The sequence below is a fragment of the Exiguobacterium sp. s40 genome, from assembly GCF_018617905.1.
Classification (GTDB): domain Bacteria; phylum Bacillota; class Bacilli; order Exiguobacteriales; family Exiguobacteriaceae; genus Exiguobacterium; species Exiguobacterium mexicanum_A.
Genome location: NZ_JACSLC010000003.1, coordinates 101,532 through 118,358, shown reverse-complemented (window position 1 = coordinate 118,358; position 16,827 = coordinate 101,532). Strand labels below are relative to the sequence as shown.

Annotated in this window: 21 protein-coding genes; 9 read left to right on the top strand and 12 right to left on the bottom strand. The window is 53.8% G+C overall.

Features of this window, described 5'->3' with window-relative positions; translation table 11 throughout:
• Positions 1 to 53: 53 nt before the first annotated feature.
• Positions 54 to 1,502: a UDP-N-acetylmuramoyl-L-alanyl-D-glutamate--2,6-diaminopimelate ligase gene (locus KNP02_RS03740; protein ID WP_214708529.1), complete on the bottom strand. Its 1,449-nt coding sequence runs from the start codon at positions 1,500 to 1,502 to the stop codon at positions 54 to 56.
• 175 nt (positions 1,503 to 1,677) lie between these two features.
• Here KNP02_RS03740 and KNP02_RS03735 point away from each other — a divergent pair, with 175 nt between their 5' ends.
• Positions 1,678 to 2,181, top strand: a complete 504-nt coding sequence (locus KNP02_RS03735; protein ID WP_214708531.1) for a DUF305 domain-containing protein — start codon at positions 1,678 to 1,680, stop codon at positions 2,179 to 2,181.
• Positions 2,182 to 2,195: 14 nt separating this feature from the next.
• Here KNP02_RS03735 and KNP02_RS03730 read toward each other — a convergent pair whose 3' ends face one another.
• Positions 2,196 to 2,825 (bottom strand): NAD(P)-dependent oxidoreductase, encoded by a 630-nt coding sequence (locus KNP02_RS03730; RefSeq protein WP_214708533.1) that lies wholly within the window; start codon positions 2,823 to 2,825, stop codon positions 2,196 to 2,198.
• Positions 2,826 to 2,939: 114 nt separating this feature from the next.
• Here KNP02_RS03730 and KNP02_RS03725 point away from each other — a divergent pair, with 114 nt between their 5' ends.
• A complete protein-coding gene (locus KNP02_RS03725) occupies positions 2,940 to 3,266 on the top strand; it encodes a winged helix-turn-helix transcriptional regulator (RefSeq protein WP_138858809.1) in 327 nt (108 codons plus the stop codon).
• 40 nt (positions 3,267 to 3,306) lie between these two features.
• Here the strand turns inward: KNP02_RS03725 and KNP02_RS03720 are convergent, their stop codons facing one another.
• From KNP02_RS03720 to KNP02_RS03705, 4 genes are all read right to left on the bottom strand, one after another.
• Entirely contained in the window at positions 3,307 to 4,413 is a 1,107-nt protein-coding gene (locus KNP02_RS03720; RefSeq protein WP_214708535.1) for a sensor histidine kinase, read from the bottom strand.
• A gap of 131 nt (positions 4,414 to 4,544) precedes the next feature.
• On the bottom strand, positions 4,545 to 4,748 hold the full coding sequence (locus KNP02_RS03715) for a hypothetical protein (protein ID WP_214708537.1): 204 nt from the start codon (positions 4,746 to 4,748) through the stop codon (positions 4,545 to 4,547).
• 60 nt (positions 4,749 to 4,808) lie between these two features.
• Positions 4,809 to 4,982: a hypothetical protein gene (locus KNP02_RS03710; protein WP_214751448.1), complete on the bottom strand. Its 174-nt coding sequence runs from the start codon at positions 4,980 to 4,982 to the stop codon at positions 4,809 to 4,811.
• 90 nt (positions 4,983 to 5,072) lie between these two features.
• On the bottom strand, positions 5,073 to 5,930 hold the full coding sequence (locus KNP02_RS03705; protein WP_353047319.1) for a TerC family protein: 858 nt from the start codon (positions 5,928 to 5,930) through the stop codon (positions 5,073 to 5,075).
• Here KNP02_RS03705 and KNP02_RS03700 point away from each other — a divergent pair.
• Entirely contained in the window at positions 5,917 to 6,381 is a 465-nt protein-coding gene (locus tag KNP02_RS03700) for an HAD family hydrolase (RefSeq protein ID WP_251129188.1), read from the top strand. The two genes, KNP02_RS03705 and KNP02_RS03700, sit on opposite strands and share 14 nt — an antisense overlap.
• Positions 6,382 to 6,403: 22 nt before the next feature.
• Here the strand turns inward: KNP02_RS03700 and KNP02_RS03695 are convergent, their stop codons facing one another.
• On the bottom strand, positions 6,404 to 6,838 hold the full coding sequence (locus KNP02_RS03695) for an Rrf2 family transcriptional regulator (protein ID WP_058764740.1): 435 nt from the start codon (positions 6,836 to 6,838) through the stop codon (positions 6,404 to 6,406).
• 148 nt (positions 6,839 to 6,986) lie between these two features.
• Between KNP02_RS03695 and KNP02_RS03690 the strand changes: the two genes are divergently transcribed.
• Together KNP02_RS03690 and KNP02_RS03685 are read left to right on the top strand one after the other, a co-directional pair.
• Entirely contained in the window at positions 6,987 to 7,847 is an 861-nt protein-coding gene (locus KNP02_RS03690) for an SDR family oxidoreductase (protein WP_214708541.1), read from the top strand.
• Positions 7,848 to 8,001: 154 nt separating this feature from the next.
• Positions 8,002 to 8,178 carry a hypothetical protein gene (locus KNP02_RS03685; RefSeq protein WP_214708543.1) on the top strand — a complete coding sequence of 59 codons (177 nt, stop codon included), beginning with the start codon at positions 8,002 to 8,004 and terminating at the stop codon, positions 8,176 to 8,178.
• A gap of 37 nt (positions 8,179 to 8,215) precedes the next feature.
• On the opposite strand, the gene KNP02_RS03680 is transcribed toward KNP02_RS03685, so the two are convergent.
• The gene (locus KNP02_RS03680; protein ID WP_214708545.1) at positions 8,216 to 9,742 is read right to left on the bottom strand and encodes a methyl-accepting chemotaxis protein; all 1,527 of its coding nucleotides are present in this window, start codon (positions 9,740 to 9,742) and stop codon (positions 8,216 to 8,218) included.
• 112 nt (positions 9,743 to 9,854) lie between these two features.
• A complete protein-coding gene (locus tag KNP02_RS03675; RefSeq protein ID WP_251129187.1) occupies positions 9,855 to 10,529 on the bottom strand; it encodes a TVP38/TMEM64 family protein in 675 nt (224 codons plus the stop codon).
• A 626-nt stretch (positions 10,530 to 11,155) separates the two neighbouring features.
• Between KNP02_RS03675 and KNP02_RS03670 the strand changes: the two genes are divergently transcribed.
• A complete protein-coding gene (locus tag KNP02_RS03670; RefSeq protein ID WP_353047320.1) occupies positions 11,156 to 12,967 on the top strand; it encodes a methyl-accepting chemotaxis protein in 1,812 nt (603 codons plus the stop codon).
• Here KNP02_RS03670 and KNP02_RS03665 read toward each other — a convergent pair.
• On the bottom strand, positions 12,873 to 13,295 hold the full coding sequence (locus KNP02_RS03665; protein ID WP_214710234.1) for a DUF1801 domain-containing protein: 423 nt from the start codon (positions 13,293 to 13,295) through the stop codon (positions 12,873 to 12,875). The two genes, KNP02_RS03670 and KNP02_RS03665, sit on opposite strands and share 95 nt — an antisense overlap.
• Entirely contained in the window at positions 13,295 to 13,651 is a 357-nt protein-coding gene (locus KNP02_RS03660) for a DUF2200 domain-containing protein (RefSeq protein ID WP_214710232.1), read from the bottom strand. Before KNP02_RS03660 ends, KNP02_RS03665 begins: the two co-directional genes overlap by 1 nt.
• Before the next feature lie 143 nt (positions 13,652 to 13,794).
• On the opposite strand from KNP02_RS03660, the gene KNP02_RS03655 reads away from it, so the two are divergent.
• Together KNP02_RS03655 and paiA are read left to right on the top strand one after the other, a co-directional pair.
• The gene (locus KNP02_RS03655) at positions 13,795 to 14,247 is read left to right on the top strand and encodes a MarR family winged helix-turn-helix transcriptional regulator (protein WP_214710230.1); all 453 of its coding nucleotides are present in this window, start codon (positions 13,795 to 13,797) and stop codon (positions 14,245 to 14,247) included.
• 13 nt (positions 14,248 to 14,260) lie between these two features.
• Positions 14,261 to 14,779 (top strand): spermidine/spermine N(1)-acetyltransferase, encoded by a 519-nt coding sequence (gene paiA, locus KNP02_RS03650; RefSeq protein ID WP_214710228.1) that lies wholly within the window; start codon positions 14,261 to 14,263, stop codon positions 14,777 to 14,779.
• On the opposite strand, the gene KNP02_RS03645 is transcribed toward paiA, so the two are convergent.
• The gene (locus KNP02_RS03645; protein WP_214710226.1) at positions 14,754 to 15,452 is read right to left on the bottom strand and encodes a haloacid dehalogenase type II; all 699 of its coding nucleotides are present in this window, start codon (positions 15,450 to 15,452) and stop codon (positions 14,754 to 14,756) included. The two genes, paiA and KNP02_RS03645, sit on opposite strands and share 26 nt — an antisense overlap.
• A 188-nt stretch (positions 15,453 to 15,640) precedes the next feature.
• On the opposite strand from KNP02_RS03645, the gene KNP02_RS03640 reads away from it, so the two are divergent.
• Entirely contained in the window at positions 15,641 to 16,774 is a 1,134-nt protein-coding gene (locus KNP02_RS03640; RefSeq protein ID WP_214710224.1) for an RNA-guided endonuclease TnpB family protein, read from the top strand.
• Positions 16,775 to 16,827 lie beyond the last annotated feature (53 nt).

Here is a 16,827-nt window from a genome sequence, read left to right as displayed (position 1 = left end):
TGTTGTCCTCCTTTTGTTTTCGTCCATCGTTCCTACCAATTTCGAGAGTCGTGCTACGTTCTCCTTGTAAAGAATTGTCGGACAAGCTCCGATTCGTCGAACGGCACGAGGACGTCTTCGATGCGCTCGACGCGGTCATGTCCTTTCCCGAACAGGACCCCACAGTCATAGTCTACCATCCGCTCACAGAAGAAACGGATGGCTTCTTCACGCTCATCGAAACGGGCGAGTTCGGCAGACTGTCCATCCGCTAAATCGTCGAGGATTTGCTGGGGATCTTCATGGCGCGGGTCGTGGACCGTCAAGATGAAGTCGGCACCTGAAGCGGCGACCACGCCGGTCATCATCCGACGTTTCATCCGGTCTCGCTCACCGGCGGCGCTGAGCAACACGAGCACGCGAGAATGACGGGCCGTTAGCGATGTCACGACTTTTTTTATGGCATCCGGGGTGTGTCCGTAGTCGATATAGACGGGTGTCGTGATGTCCGACACTTTCTCGAGTCGCCCGCTCGGCAAGGTTAAGTTCGAGAGGTGAGGGACAATTTCTTTTAAAGAGACACCCGTTTGAAGGACGATACTGATCGCACATAACGTGTTGTCGAGGTTATAGTCTTCTAGGAACGGGGGCGCAGACAACGCCGTCTCTCCGTCCATACGAACGATAAAACGGTCAGCTTCCGTCTGACCGGTTAAATCGGCTACAGACGAATGACGGCTGAACCTGAACCGCCTCGCGTGAGGTGGTGCGACGGATCGCATGAGCTCATGATACGGGTCGTCACCATTGACGATGCCGCAACCCACATCCGATAATTGCGCGAACAATTGGGCTTTCGTGTACGCATACGTCTCCATCGTGCCGTGGTAATCCAAATGGTCGTGCGACAGATTGAGAAACGAGGTCGTCTCGAATGACAAGTTCGCGATACGTCCCTCCGCAATGGCTTGTGACGAGACCTCGATCAGACAATCCGTCACGCCGGCCTCGACCATGGTGTGGAGGTGGCGGTGGATGGTTAGCGAATCGGGTGTCGTGTTCGGTGTCTCGAACGTCTGACCGGAATAGGTGATACCGAGTGTGCCGATCAAGCCGGCGGATATGCCGAGTTGGTCGAACAGTTGATGTGCCAGGGCGGTCGTCGTCGTTTTTCCGTTCGTCCCGGTGACGCCATGAAGACGAAGTTGCGTCGATGGATGGTCATAGAACGCACTGGCGAGTTCAGCTAATGCATGTTTCGTATCTTTACAGTAGATGACAGGCACCCGGGCCTCGATCGGACGTTCGGCGATGATGGCGACGGCCCCGTTGTGGATTGCCTCGTTCACGTAGTCATGACCGTCACGTCGATACCCTGATATACAGACGAATAAAAAATTTTGTTTAATTTCTTTGGAGGAGAAGGAAATGCCTTCAATCATCGTTTCGGCAGGATTGTCTAAATACGTCCATGTCACAAGCTGTTTCAGCTCTGTCAACAGGTCTTGCAGGTTTTTTAACACGTCTTGATGTCTCCTTTGTCGGCAAAGTCCATTTTGACAGTATAGCCCCTGTTTGTGAAAAAGAAGTGAAATGGTAGGAACGCTCGCTCGACTAGATGAATCATGGGGTTTTAACGAAAAAAGAATAGGCAAAGGAATACGTAGAAGCAAATAAATAGAAAGGCAGGAGAGAACAATGAAACCTTATGCGAAATTCGGAGTGATGATTCTCGTGTCGACATTCCTCATGTATTGGCTCATGTATTTGAACGTGTTCCAATTCGACCACGTCTTCTTCAGTCAGACACGTTTGTATATGGCGCTCATCATGGGCTCGGTCATGGCGTTCGTCATGTTGCTGTTCATGTGGGGCATGTACAAGAACAAGAAGCTGAACACCGTCATCTTAGGCGTGAGCGCGCTCGTCTTCGCCTTGTCGTTATGGCTCGTCCGGAGCCAGACCACGGTCGATGACGTCAGTTGGATGCGAGCGATGATTCCGCACCACTCCATCGCCATTTTGACTAGCGAACGGGCGGAAATCGAAGACCCGCGCGTGAAACAGTTGTCAGAAGAAATCATCAAAGCGCAAGAACGAGAAATCGCTGAGATGAAGCGATTGATTGAAGAGTTGGAGAAAGAAGAGGAAGAAGCGAAAGCGAACGTGGAATCTGAGGCGAAAACAGACGTGGCCGAATAATGCGGCCACGTCTGTTAGTTTCCGATTAGCGGATATTCGTGCACGTATTGACGCTCTTCGAGTTCGCGCAACATGAAATGGGAGACGTCGGCCCGGTCGATCATCGACTTGTCAAACGCGAAGTAACCGGTCCGATACGTTCCGGTCATAGGTCCTTCTAATAGGCGAGGTCCCCGGACGATCGTCCATTCGAGCCCGCTCGCCTCGAGGATTCCTTTTTGAACGTAACTGTCGCGCAGTAAATCGCCCGCGAACGTCTTCATGAGCGTCTCGGCGAACTGGCTGATGAGTTTCTGTTTGACGTCTTTCGGTACTTTGACCGTCGCACCTGTCAAATTGACGACGCGTGTCGCGTTGTACGCATGCATGGCGGCAACGACGTGGGATGTCGCTTGTTCCAATACGTCCTTGTTCGATGTCTTCGTATGGCCGAGAGCCATGAGGACCGCACCCGTTCCTTCAACGGTCCGGAAGACATCATCCCGGTTTTCGGCGTCTCCTTTCACAATCGTCAACCGGTCATGGGTCAAATCAAGTTTTTTCGGGCTTCTGACTAGCGCTTTGACATGATGACCATGGGCGAGAGCCTGAGTGATCAATTCACGCCCCGTCCGTCCGCTGCCTCCGAATACTGCGATATGCATCACATTCACTCCTTTGTCTAGTAGATATCTCTAGCGCACTTGTTTATGTACAAGAATAGAAGTACGCACAAATTTGACGTATACTATCCTTAAAGATACTGAAGGAGTGGTTCCATGGAAACGTGCCCTGTCGAAACGATTGTCCAAAAAATTTCCGGGAAATATAAGATGTTGATTCTGCATCGGCTCGGCACGCTCGGCGTGAAGCGGTTCAATGAAATCTGCCGCCTGTTCCCGCAAGCGACCCCGCGAACATTGACCCGTCAGTTGCGAGAGCTCGAACAAGACGGATTGATCATCCGTACCGTCTATTCGGAAATCCCGCCCCGGGTCGAATATCGATTATCAGAAGAAGGGGAGTCCCTTTATCCGATTTTAGAACAGTTGGCACGGTGGGAATATGAAAGAAGCGGACAGCCGCAAGCATCCGCTCGCTCATAAAGAGAAGGATTTGGTCGCATGACCAAATCCTTCTCTTTTTTCAAGGGCGTTGCGGAAAACGTAAGGTGAACGTGGATCCGCTACCGGCGACCGATTCAACGTGGATACTCCCGCCGTGGGCGTCCATGCATTGTTTACAAATTTGAAGTCCGAGCCCGGTCCCTTTGATGGCACGGTGAGCCTCCGATTCGACTCGATAATAACGTTCGAACAATTTAGGCAACGCGTCTGCGGGGATGCCGATGCCTTCATCACGGATTTGAATGACCATCTCATGTGCCTCTTCAAACGCCGATATAGACACATTGCCGCCTTGCGGTGAATACTTGATCGCATTATGAATAAGATTTTGCAGACATTGTCTGACCCGATCCGCATGAGCGACGATGGTCATGTTTTCTGGCTCGATCTGTATGGAAATGGTATGGGTTGCGGTCGTCGCGTGAAATGTCGCAAGAATTTCATCTAACATGTGGGAGACGGACACGTCGTCCATGTGTCCGTTCAGCACGACCGCATCATGGCGTTGAAAATCCAAATAATGCTCGGTGAGCCGCTCGAGCCGTTCAGTCTCTTGTTGAATCAGCCGTAACATATTCTCTTGCTTCTCACGCGTGAGCGGTTGATGCAATAACAGTTCGGTGAATCCTTTGATGGCCGTCAACGGTGTGCGAATCTCGTGTGACAACTCGGCGAGGAACACTTCTTTCCGTAAAGATAACTCAAGTGTCTCGGTATGGTCGTACCATGTGAGGAACACGCCGTCCGGGTTATTGATAAAGTATGGGACGACTTGAAAAAGATGTGTATCGAACGAGCATTCGAGCGTCGAGACCGGCTCAGATGAGCAAATCGAGCGGAAGAAAGCCTCAAACTGTTCACGCGGTACGACTTCTATTTGCCGGCATCGCGCGAGAAAAGACTCGAGCGTGCTTGATTTCGAAACCTCGAAGCGTCGAGCCAAATTCTCATTCATTAAGAACGTATTCGTCGCGGGTTCATAAAAGCAGACCATCGCCTGCGACTTGTCGAGCAAGGATTGGACAAATCCATCCGGTTTCGTCCAGTCTCGCTCGGTCGGATCAGGTCGAGTGTCGTCGTGCGCTTCAAAAAAAGACGAAGCAATCGGTTCAAGGTTGTGTGTCATCGGTGTCGCCCCCTATCTTCTGCTGAAACGTTCCTAAAACGCCTTCAAGTGAAATTGTAAAGCAACGTGTATGCATTGCCTATGCGACAATGTGCAAAATGTGCAAAATTCTTGAATTTGAACCAAATTTCTCACAAGTCCTTGTGAAGCTTCTCTTCGATCAGATATAACGCTAACGTGAGGGCATCAATCCGTCGTTTCGCGAGGGTCACCTGCGATTTGAATCGCTCAGGGGAGTCTTTCGCCTCGAGCGTCCTCACCGTCTCGTTCAGTTTTTGGAGAATCGAATCGATTTGCCGCTTCGCCTCCGTCAGTTCCGTCATTGAATAATTCATGGCTCCTCCTAAAGGGTTTTCTCCAGTATACAGAAGAAAAACCGAAGCATGTGCCCCGGTTTAGTCTGTCTGCGGTATATAGTTTCTAGTACGGCGGTTTGTCGAGCACGGTGCGACGAGGAAAAAGAATCCTAACATCACGCCGACTCCAAGTCCCCAGAGACTGTTGAATAGAAACATCAACACGATCCCGAAGACGAGTCCAATACTCACATCACCCATACGGTCAAACATTCGTTACCACCTTTTCTATGTTTGCTAGACTAAAGGTTTACCCACAATTGAGAAGTGAACCACCTGGGAGGCTAGCACGTCTCCCTTTTGTTATACGTTTGTCTGTTGATTTGGTTTCGTTTTATAAAAACTATAGACGACGCTGATCGAGATGACGAGGACGATCGTCCCGAGCGACATCCAAATCGGCATCTTGTACACATCGCCGAAAATCATCTTCGTCCCGATGAAGACAAGCATGAAGCTGAGTCCGTGCTTCAAGTAGTAGAAGCGGTCGATCAAGTTGGCAAGGACAAAGTAGAGGCTACGGAGTCCGAGAATCGCCATGATGTTCGCATAGAAGATGATATACGGGTCACGCGAGTAAGCGAAGCTGGCCGCGACCGAGTCGACGGCGAAGACGATATCCGAGATTTCGACAAAGATGAGCGCGATGAAGAGTGGCGTGAAGAACAGCTTGCCGCCTAGGCGCTGCGTGAACTTGCCGGACGAGATGTCTTGCGTAATCGGCAAGCGTCGCTCGAGCCAACGGATCGTCTTGTTCTCTTCAAGCGACTCGTTTTTACCGATATTTTTGAACATCATCCATCCTGTGTAGACGAGGAAGGCACCGAACACGTAGTAAATCCAGCCAAAGTTCTCAAGGAGTGAGACACCGGCGACGATGAAGACGGCCCGGAAGAAGATGGCCCCGAGAATGCCCCAGAACAACACATTATGCTGATACTTGAGCGGAATCGCGAAGTAGGCGAAGACGAGCGAGAAGACGAACACGTTATCGATGGCGAGCGCCTTCTCGATGAAGTAGACGCTCGCATACTCGGTCGCGGCCGTGCCACCTTGTGAGTAAAACAACCATCCGCCGAACGCGAGGGCGATCCCGATCCAGACGAACGTCCATGTCCATGCCTCACGGAGCGAGACTTCGTGTGCCTTGCGGTGGAACACCCCGAGGTCAAGCGCGACGATCGAGCGCGGTTTAAAGCCATTTCATGACGCGATGATGGAAGGGGTCGACCTCGTCCGTCCCGATGTGAACAAAATCTCGTTCCTCGGCTCATCCGTCCCGCTCGACGTCATCGAGCAAGAGTTCGCATCCCGCTTCACCGTCATCCCGAGCACGGTCGCCGTATTCGGGGCCAACAGTGGGGAGCTGTCCATCCTGGGCGTCAATAAAGCGACGGCGATTGCGACGTTGCTCGAACATCTAGGGTTGGAGCGAGCGCAGACGTTCGCCTACGGGGACGGGTTGAACGACATCGAGATGCTCGAATACGTCGAGGTCGGTGTCGCCATGGGCAACGCCAAACCCGAGGTCAAGCGTGTCGCGGACGACGTGACGGATGCGTGTGATCAAGACGGGCTCGCGAATAGCTTCAAAAAATATCGACTCATCTGAAAAAAAGCCAAGCAACCTCTCTTCAGGTTGCTTGGCTTTTCGTTGCGACATCGTTCACGACATCGGCGAGGGTCACATGCTTCAATACCGATTCCATCGCCGATTGGGCGTGGATAAAGATCGGCTCGATTGTCGCTTGGATATGTTGGCCGACGGGGCACGCTGGGTTCGGGTTGTCATGGATACTGAACAACTCGTTCTCCTCGACGACACTGACGGCGCGATAGACGTCATAGAGCGAAATCTCGGTCAAGTCTTTCGTCAGTTTGGCTCCGGCGACGCCAGGCTTCACTTCAATCAAGTCGGCCTTCTTCAACATGGCCATGATTTTTCGGATTAGGGCCGGGTTCGTGTTGACGCTACCGGCCAAAAAGTCAGACGAGGTGACGCCGTCCTGATTGACCTCGATCAACGTCAAGATATGAATGCCGACCGCGAAACGGCTACTGATGGACATAGGCTACCACCTTTCTGCACAAGTCATGTAAGTGAATTGGTTACATCCTTAGTATAACAGGGAACAAACAATTGACAAACGAAGATGCTGTAACTATTGTGATTACATGTAACTGATTTAATTACAGGTTAAAGGGAGGAAATGATTTATGAAATACTTAGTCACAGGTGCGACCGGAAGACTCGGTTCGAAAATTGTCGATGTGTTACTCAAGTCGGTACCCGCAAGTGAACTCGCGGTCAGCGTCCGCAATCCGGAGAAAGCGGAAGCACTGAAAGCGAAAGGTGTCGATGTGCGACATGGGGACTTCGACAAGCCCGAGACGCTCGATGAAGCGTTCAAAGGTGTCGAACGACTGCTCATCATCTCGGCGGACGGGGACAACGACACGCGCATCCGTCAACATGCGAACGCCGTCGAGGCGGCCGAGCGCGCAGGCGTATCGTTCATCGCCTATACGAGTCTCGCCGACGCGACAGAGAGCCAAAACTTGATGGCACCGCCACATGTCGAGACGGAAGGCGCAATCGAGCGGACGGGGATCCCTCACGCGTTCTTGCGCAACAACTGGTACTTAGAAAACGAACTTGGTAGCATCCAAGGCGTGCTTGCCGGTGCACCTTGGGTGACGGCTGCCCGTGATGGGAAGGTTGGTTGGGCGTTGCAAGACGATTACGCTGAAGCGGCAGCGAACGTGCTCCTCGCGGATGACTTCGAACAGAACATCTTCGAGTTGTCCGGCCCGCTCCATACGCAAGCCGAACTCGTCGAGGCGCTCAGTGAAGTGCTCGGGCGTGAAGTGACCCTCCAAGAAGTGAGTACTGACGCTTATGCTGGCGTCATGCGCGGCGCTGGTGTGCCGGAAGGAGCGATTCCAATCGTCGTCGGCATTCAAGACAGTATCCGCAACGGCTCGCTCGAAGTTGAGTCGAATGATTTCGAGTTGGTACTCGGTCGTCCGGTGACGCCGCTCAAAGAGGCGCTTCAAAAGCTCGTATCAACGTTATAAACGATCGTGACGTCACGTTTTCGAACATCGAGAACGTGACGTTTTTTGATGAATATTAGTGATTTGTCTTCACATATTTGTGCACACGTCATCCCCATCCGGTATACTAACAATAAATGGATAATCATAGACGTACATAGGAAGAATCGATTACATGAAAAATATGACGTTCTTAATCGGCGTTGTCTTAGGATTAGGATTATTGTTCGGGCTGAGATATGAATTCAATGTCATCGGGGATATGGGCTTTAGAATCGTGGCCATCCTCATGCTCGTATCGGTACTCATCATTCGGTCGACTGCAAAAATTTCATTCTTCAGCCATTCATAAAAACAGACCGCGAGTTTCCACATTCGCGGTCTGTTTTTTAGTTCGCTCGGGCTTCGAGCTGACCGGTCACGTCTTCTAACGTGCTCGCGGTCGAGGCGAGGCGGTCCGACATGTGGCTCAACTCTTTTTGGATGGCGACTTGTTCCTCGGTCGCGGCGGCGACGTGCTGAATCTGTTGCTGCAGTTCGCTCGCCGCTCGTTTCGTCGTCGCGAGGCGCGTTTCGAGCGTCTCCATCTGCGACGTTACGCGTTGACGTGTCTCTTGAATCGAACTGATTTGACCGTCGATCTCGGAGACATCTTCGGTCAAACGATGGAAGACGGCAGTCACATCGGCCGAGACGGTTTGACAGTTCTCGGTCGCGCGTTTGAACAACTGTGCCGAATCGCGGACGACGGTCGTGTCATCCATCAGTCCGCCGAGGACGCGGGTCATCTCGGCTGCATAATCTCGAGACTGGACGGCGAGCTTGCCGACCTCAGAAGCGACGACGGCGAAACCACGACCGGCATCACCGGCCCGAGCGGCTTCAATCGAGGCGTTCAAGGCGAGCATGTTCGTTTGGTCACTAATCGTCTCGACGTGTTGTAGGATGGCTTGAATCTCGGTTGATCGGTTCGACATCGTCGCAACGACACGTTCGAGCCGCTCCGACTCGCTGATGATTTCTTCGACTTTCGTCTCCATCCGTTGCATGTCACTGTTCCCAGCGATGGCATCGGACGCGATGCGTGACGAGGAGGCGGCCGTCTGGGTCATCCGTTCTTGGATGAGAGCGGTGAGGGAGCGAATCGATTGAATCTCATCGGCCCCATGGTTCATCGACGTCTCTTGCTCGGTCGCGTGGGCGACAATCGGATCGACGGTGACGGCGATTTGTTCTCCGGACTCGAGCGACTGGTTGGCGGCCGTCTCGAGCTCGGTCGCATGGTTTTTGAGTGTCATGACGAGTTGACTCGCATCGGTGACGGCTTGCTTCAGCAAACGACGGGTCTCGTCTTCTTGTGCTTTGACACGGGACGACTCAAGGTTACGGAAGTGAATCTGCGCGATGAGCACGGCACTCAGTAAGATGAGATAGACCGCATGGACGAGCAACAAGCTGAACGGATAGTCGGCCGTCCCACAGATGATCTCGGGGACCAAGAAATAGCCGGCCAGATGCTGCACGGCGAAGATGACGGTACTGTAGACGATTAAGTCGATACGACGCATGAACGACAGAATCGCCAAGACGACGAAAATCGAGAAGTGATATTCGACGAGCCCTTGCCCGCCGGCGACGGTCGAGATGCTCGAAAACGTGAGCGTGAGCATCATCAAGTGCGGGAACAGCTGTGGTTTCACACGTTGGCTGACGACCATGGCGATCAATAGCATGATTGGAACGGCGAACAGGACCCATGTCGCGATGGGATATGCGTAACCGACGGCACCGTTTCGGAGCACGGTATACGTATAGGCAAAATCCGTGAAGCGGTGGAGCAGATGGACGGTGACAGACGTCAAGACGATGACGAACGTTGTGACGAGCATTAATTGATTGCGTTTCGTAGAACTCATATAGATTCCTCCTGGTGATGGGTCGATATAGCTACTAGAGTATCGTCCGATTGGCCCGAATGTTTATCGTTTTTACACGCCGACACAAAAAAAGAGAAGCGATTGCGCTTCTCTAGTCTGACGTGAGCCCGAGCCACCGCTTGACGGGTTCCCGGAAATAGTAGGTGACGCCGATTAACGTGACGAAGACGAGGGCGGCGATGACGACCAAGGTGATGCTTCCCGAGGCGAGACTCGCGCCGAGAAAACTGTAGGCGAGTGTCCCGGGAATCATGCCGAGCACGGTCGCCAGGATAAACGACTTGAATTTGACTTTGGCAATGCCGCCGGCGTAACTGAGTAAATCGAAGCTGACGAGCGGGATGAGCCGCAAGACAAACACGTATAGAAAACCACGTTGTTCCATCTGCGTGAACAGTTTCTCCGACCACGGATAGCTCTCGACCTTGAGCACGGAACGGCCGAACAGTCGGGCCATGACGTACCCGGTCACGGCCGCGGCCGTCGCCCCGAAGATGATATAGAGGACGCCCGGCCATACCCCGAAGGCGAGACCGGCCCCGAGTGACAGCACGGATGTCGGCAAGAAGATGATTGGGCCGATCGCATAGATGAGGAAGAAGACGACCGGACCCCACCAGCCGAACGACAAGACGACGTCACGGACGTCAGACGGGCGAAGCTCATAATGGAAGTGCGTGATATAGAAGATGCTCCCGAACACGGCGAGCATGAGACTGAGTTTGAGCCAGCGTGGCACGGGAATCATTCCTTTCGTATCGATCATTCTTTTATTTATCGTAGCGCATTTTTCGTTCAAATGAAGGTGAGCCAGCTTACAAATGGGTGCCGAATGTGCTGATGAGCAGGTAGCGGCGCTGAAAATGGAAACTTAGGTCAACGCATGTGCGATCACGCTTCACGTGAAGCTGCTTTCCTAAGATAAAGCAGATAGGAGGGATGATCATGAAGAATTTAAATATGTCTAAAAAATTTACAGATTATACGAGCGGGAAAGCCCATACCGGGCATAGCCCGCCTTTAGGCATGGGATGAACGTGAGTTCGGATGTGAAAAACATCCGACATTCGGGTATATATATCCCATAGACAAGTACAAGTCTCTAAAACGCCCGTGTCCATCGCTCCTTGAGAATCGTATCCGGTTCGGTCACGAAACCATGTGACCGGTAAAACGATGCCTGTCGTCACGTAAAAGACGCTAAAACATCAGGTGGGCACACCTGCAACGACCTGTGATGGATGGTAACAGTCCATCAGCCTGAGAACCTATAGGGTCTGTCTCAGGAGGGGTGATGGCACACCCTCATCTGAAGGCTTGAGCAAAACAGAAATGGACTGCGCTCGCACAAGCACTTCAGAATCCCACGGTTTCAATCGTGGGAGTGTCAAGGTGCTCATCACCGTGTTCATTGCAACGCTCGTCATCATCGCGGCGCTCAGTCATGTCTTGATGGGACGGATGGCCGATGCGGGGGAAGAACTATATGAAGAGCGGGTGCTGCCGATTCGGGCGCTCGGTCAGATACGGACGGACAACCGTGCCTTGGACGGGTATTTGCTCGAATTGATGCTGACGACGGATGCGTCTCGAAATGAAGAACTAGAGGCAAGTATCGAGGAACGGCGTGATAGCATCGGGACGAACCTCGAACTGTTCAACGAGACGTTCGCCTCAACAGATGCCGAGATGCAAGGTCGAGTCGAAGACTTGAATGCCGAGATTGCAGCCTATCTCGAAGGGACCGAACTCGTGCTTCAGCCGGTGCTTCGAAATGAGAACACGGCGGCCTATCGCGTCTATATGAGTGACTTGCGACCGGTCCGTCAAGACTTGGTCGAGACGGCAACGGTCGTCATGGACGGCATCAATCAAGAAGCTGAGACGGCAAGCACGACGATGCAGAACGAGCGGACGGAATCGGTCACGTTGTTCTGGGCGCTTGTCGCCCTCGGGGCACTTGTCTCAATCGGGCTCAGTGTCTACATCACGCGCCTCATCGTCCGCCCAATCCGTGAGTTGAATGGACTGATGAGCCGTGCCGGAGCCGGTGACTTGACGGTCGACAGCACGTACACGTCGCGTGACGAGATTGGTTCGCTCGCCTACTCATTTAACGAGATGAAAGATAGTCTTCGCGACTTGATCGGCAACGTCACGGCGACAGCCGGGCGCGTCGCGACGTCATCAGATGATTTGAAATCGAACGTCGAAGAGACGACAAAAGCGACTGAGATGGTCGCCGTCACGATGGAGGAGATCGCCTCCGGTTCGGTCCGTCAATTGACGCGTGTGAAGGAATCGAGCAACACGCTCACTGAACTGACGAACGGGATTCATCACGTCTCAGACAGTGCCCAGCATATGACTGAACTGTCGGACGGGGCACTTCAAAAAGTCGGGACCGGCAACGAATTGATTGAGACGCTCGAGTCCCAGCTCGAGGCGATGAACGAAAAAGTGAAGGCGTTGCAGACGGTCATCGGTCAACTCGATGTTCGTTCGCAAGAAATCGGCAGTATCACCGGTACGATTTCTGGCATCGCCGAACAGACGAACTTGCTCGCCTTAAACGCGGCCATCGAAGCGGCCCGGGCCGGCGACCAAGGACGTGGATTCGCCGTCGTTGCCTCAGAAGTTCGGAAACTTGCTGAAGAGTCGGCAATCGCGACGAAACGCATCTCCGGTTTGATCGGGGATACGCAGACGGAGACGAAACAAGCCGTCCAAACGATGCACATCGTCGAGAGCGAGATGGGCCATAGCGTCACGAACGTCCAACAAGCGGGCGACGCGTTCGAGGATATCAAGCGGGCGATCGAAGAGGTCGGACAAAAAGTGGAGGAAGTGTCGGGCGCCGTTCAAGAGATGGCAGTCGGGGCGACCGAAATTTTGACGTCCGTGAACGAGATCCAAGGCATCACGGAGACGACCGCGACCGAAACCGAGAACACCTCGGCGGCGACGGAAGAACAGATGGCGTCGATGGAAGAGATCACGGCTTCGGCCCAAGAACTGTCGAACATGGCAGACGAGATGCGTCAAATGACAAATAAATTTACGGTACGACAAACGAAAGGCAGGTCGAGAAAAAATCGAACTGCCTTTTTTAGCGTGATTCGTACGCAGCAATCCATTGTTCTGGTGTCATCTTCGAGACGAGTTCACCCATCAACTCATATGGGATATGCTTCACGTTTTTGAAGCGGATACAGCTCTTGCCTATGTCGAGCTTCGTCGGCACTTGGGCGGCGTATGACTCCTCGAACCAGCGGAGCAGTTCCGGGTCGCTATAGACGCCCATATGATACACGGCGACATGGTTCTTCTGGGCGATGACGCTCAAGAATGGGAGCGGGGTGCCCGGCGTGACGTGATACCCGGACGGATACGCCGATAGCGGGACGACATAATGGATGCCGTTCCCGTCGGTCGTCTTCTCGAACCCGGCCGGTAAGTTCGCATCGATGGCGTCAATTAAACGGATGAAAGCGTCGAGCCGCTTGTCGTCGACGAGTATCGTATAGTCCATCAGACGTCGCCTCCTCGTAAAATCTTCGCCATCGCCATGCCTTTGGCCAGTTCATCGACGAGTTTGTCCAAATAGCGAATCTCGCGCATGAGCGGCTCCTCGACGTTCTCGACGCGGACGCCGCAGACGACACCTTTAATCAAGGCGCGGTCTTCGTTCATCTTGGGTGCGGTGGCGAAGAACGTGTCAAAATCGACCTCGGCAGCGAGTTGGCGTTCGAGCCCGGCCTCGTCATAGCCCGTCAACCAGCGGATGATTGTATCGACTTCGTCTTTCGTCCGTCCTTTTCGTTCGGCTTTCGCGACGTAGAGCGGATAGACGCTCGCGAAGCTCGTCGTGTAAATGCGGTGTGCCATGAGATCCCCTCGTTTCGTGGAATGATACCTTCATTTTCTCACATAATCAAAGTTCATACCCAAAATACTTTTTTGTTGCAAATGCAACTAAATCAATTATACTGAACGTAACATATTGCAAATACAACAATCAGGAGGACTATATGAGAGACCAGTTGCGTGAAATCGGGATGATTGCCCGTGCCCTCGACTCGATCAGCAATATCGAGTTCAAGGAGCTCGAGCTGACGAAAGGGCAATATCTGTATTTGGTCCGGATTTGTGAAGAGCCGGGCATCATTCAAGAGAAGCTCGCCGAATTGATCAAAGTCGATCGGACGACGGCGGCGCGGGCGATTCAAAAGTTGGAGACGAACGGGTTGATCACGAAGCAGGACGACCCGCACAACAAGAAAATCAAGCGGCTCGTCCCGACTGAACGGGGCAAGGCGCTGTATCCGGTCATCATCCGAGAGCACGAACATTCGACGGATGTCGCGCTCACCGGGCTGAGCGACCAGGAAGCCGAGCAGCTACTCCGGCTGTTGAAGCGGGTCCGCCACAATATCGAAGGGGATTGGGACGCGGTGAAGAAAGGGAAGAAACGAGACTACTAGAGGGGGACGAAACATGATCACTATCAAAGTTTGCACAATCGAAGACGTTGACGCACTTCGCACCATCAGCATCGAGACGTTCACGGAAACGTTCGAAGCGGAGAATGACCCGGCGCATTTGGCCGCGTATCTCGAGCGGGCGTACAACGTAGCGCAACTTAAAAAAGAGCTTTCGAATCCAGACTCACAGTTCTTCTTCGCCATACTCGACGGGGAAGTAGCTGGTTACTTAAAAGTGAACGCCAACAACGCCCAGACCGAGGCCATGGGCGAAGAGGCGTTCGAACTCGAACGGATTTATGTGCGACGGAAGTTCCAAGGAAGTGGCGTCGGGAAGGCGTTGTATGACCAGGCCATCACGTGCGCGGGTGAGCTGAACAAACGTGAAATCTGGCTCGGCGTGTGGGAACATAACCATAAGGCACTCGCCTTTTACCGAAAGCACGGGTTCGTCCAGACCGGGGCGCACACGTTTTATATGGGCGACGACGCCCAAGTCGATTTGATTATGGCCAAGCCGCTTCGTCCGTGACCCATTCCAGTATCCCGGACAAGTCCTCATAGACGGCGTCAGGGGCCAGGTCGGGCATATCGATCGGTTTGCCGTCGCGGTTGATCCAAGCCGTGTGGAATCCGAAGTTCTTCGCACCGGCGATGTCCCATCCGTTCGAGGACAGGAACAGCACCTCGTCCCGCTTCAGCCCGCTGTTCTTGAACCAATGCATGTAGGCGGCCGGTGACGGCTTGGCTTGTTTGATGCCGTCGATGCTGACGAGTTCGTCGAACAGGTCGGTGAAACCGGCGTTTTGGATGAGTTCCGCGAGCATCGCGTCCGTCCCGTTCGAGAGAACGATGGTCTGTTTATGATGAAGTTGGTGCAAGACGTCTTCAACCTCTTCATATGGCGACAGGTCGGCGTAAGTGGCAATCAATGCGTCCTCCGTCTCGATCGTCCACGTCACTTCGGCCGCTGACAATGCATACCGGAGCGCGTCGCGCGTGACGACGGAGAAGTCCTCGTAGCGCCCCATGATGTGGCGGGTAAAGAAGTAGTCGAGCTGTTTCGTCCGCCACGCTTGGCTGATTTGGTCACCTTTTCCGGGGAACTGTTCGTCACACGCCGTCTTGACGGAATGGACGTCGAACAAGGTCCCATATACATCGAACACGAATGCTTTAACTAAATTTGGCGAGAATTCTCCCACCTCTAAGCGTCTCGGGCGAAGCCCAGCGTAGGTGGGAGATGAATCGCCTGGTCCCACATCCACGGGCTACCCCTGTGACAGATATAACGAACATAAGTTCGTTATTCTGTCAGATTTCCCTTCCCCCGTCGCGGGTATCGGATGAGGAAGGCGTTCATCACGATCATCGGCCGAGAGGAGGGGGAGAGATGCTGAAGGGCTACAAATACCGGCTCCACCCGACGGCGGCACAGGCCGAGTTCCTGGTCCGGACAATCGGCTGCGCCCGCTTCGTCTACAACAAATTGCTCGAGGACCGCATCAAAATCCACGAGGAGGTGAAGGCGGGCGGCGGGCCGAAGCGCAAACTGCCGACACCGGCCTCCTACAAGCCGCTGTTCCCGTTCCTGTGCGAGGCGGACAGCCTCGCGCTCGCCAACGCGAAGTTGCACCTCGACACCGCGTTCGCGAGGTTCTTCGCCGGCACGGCCGCCTTCCCGGTGTTCAAGTCGAAACGGAAATCGCGCGCGTCCTACACGACGAACAACCAGCACGGCACGATCCGTATCGAGGCGGGAAAAGTCCGTCTGCCGAAGGTCGGGTTCATCCGGTTCACACAGCATCGCGACTTCGACGGCGAGATCCGCTCGGCGACCGTGTCGATGACGAGGACGGGCAAATTCTTCGTGTCGCTCCTCGTCGAGCAGGACGACGAGCCGTGGGTCCCGGCCGGGCACACGGTCGGGATCGACCTCGGGTTGGAACACTTTGCCACCATGACGAACGACGCCCTCGTCACGGAGAAGATCGCGAACCCGCGCAACCTGCGACAGGCCGAGGCGCGGCTCAAACAAGCGCAACGCGCCCTCGCCCGCAAGAAGCCCGGCAGCAGGAACCGCGAGAAGGCGCGACTCCTGTTGGCAAAAAAGCATGAAAAGGTCAAAGACCGCCGACAAGACTTCCTCCACAAGCTGTCGCGACGCATCGTCGACGAGAACCAAGTCGTCGTGGTCGAGACACTGAAACCGAGGGAGATGATGCAAAATCGCCGCCTGGCGAAATCGATCGGGGACACCGGGTGGGGCGAGTTCGTCCGTCAATTGGAATATAAGGCGAGGTTCTATGGGCGGACGCTGATCAAGGCCGACCCGTGGTTCGCCTCGACCCAGGTCTGTTCGGCCTGCGGCGAGAACGGCGGCAAGAAGGAACTGCATATCCGCGAGTGGACATGTGCCGCGTGCGGCGCGCACCACGACCGCGACGTCAACGCGAGCCTCAACCTGTTGCGCCTCGCCGACCGAAACACCTCAGGGCAGGGACTGCCCGTCGAGCTTGGTCTATAACCGTGGCTAGTAAGAGCACGGTCTTCCCAAGAAGCTCCCACTTCAGATTGCGA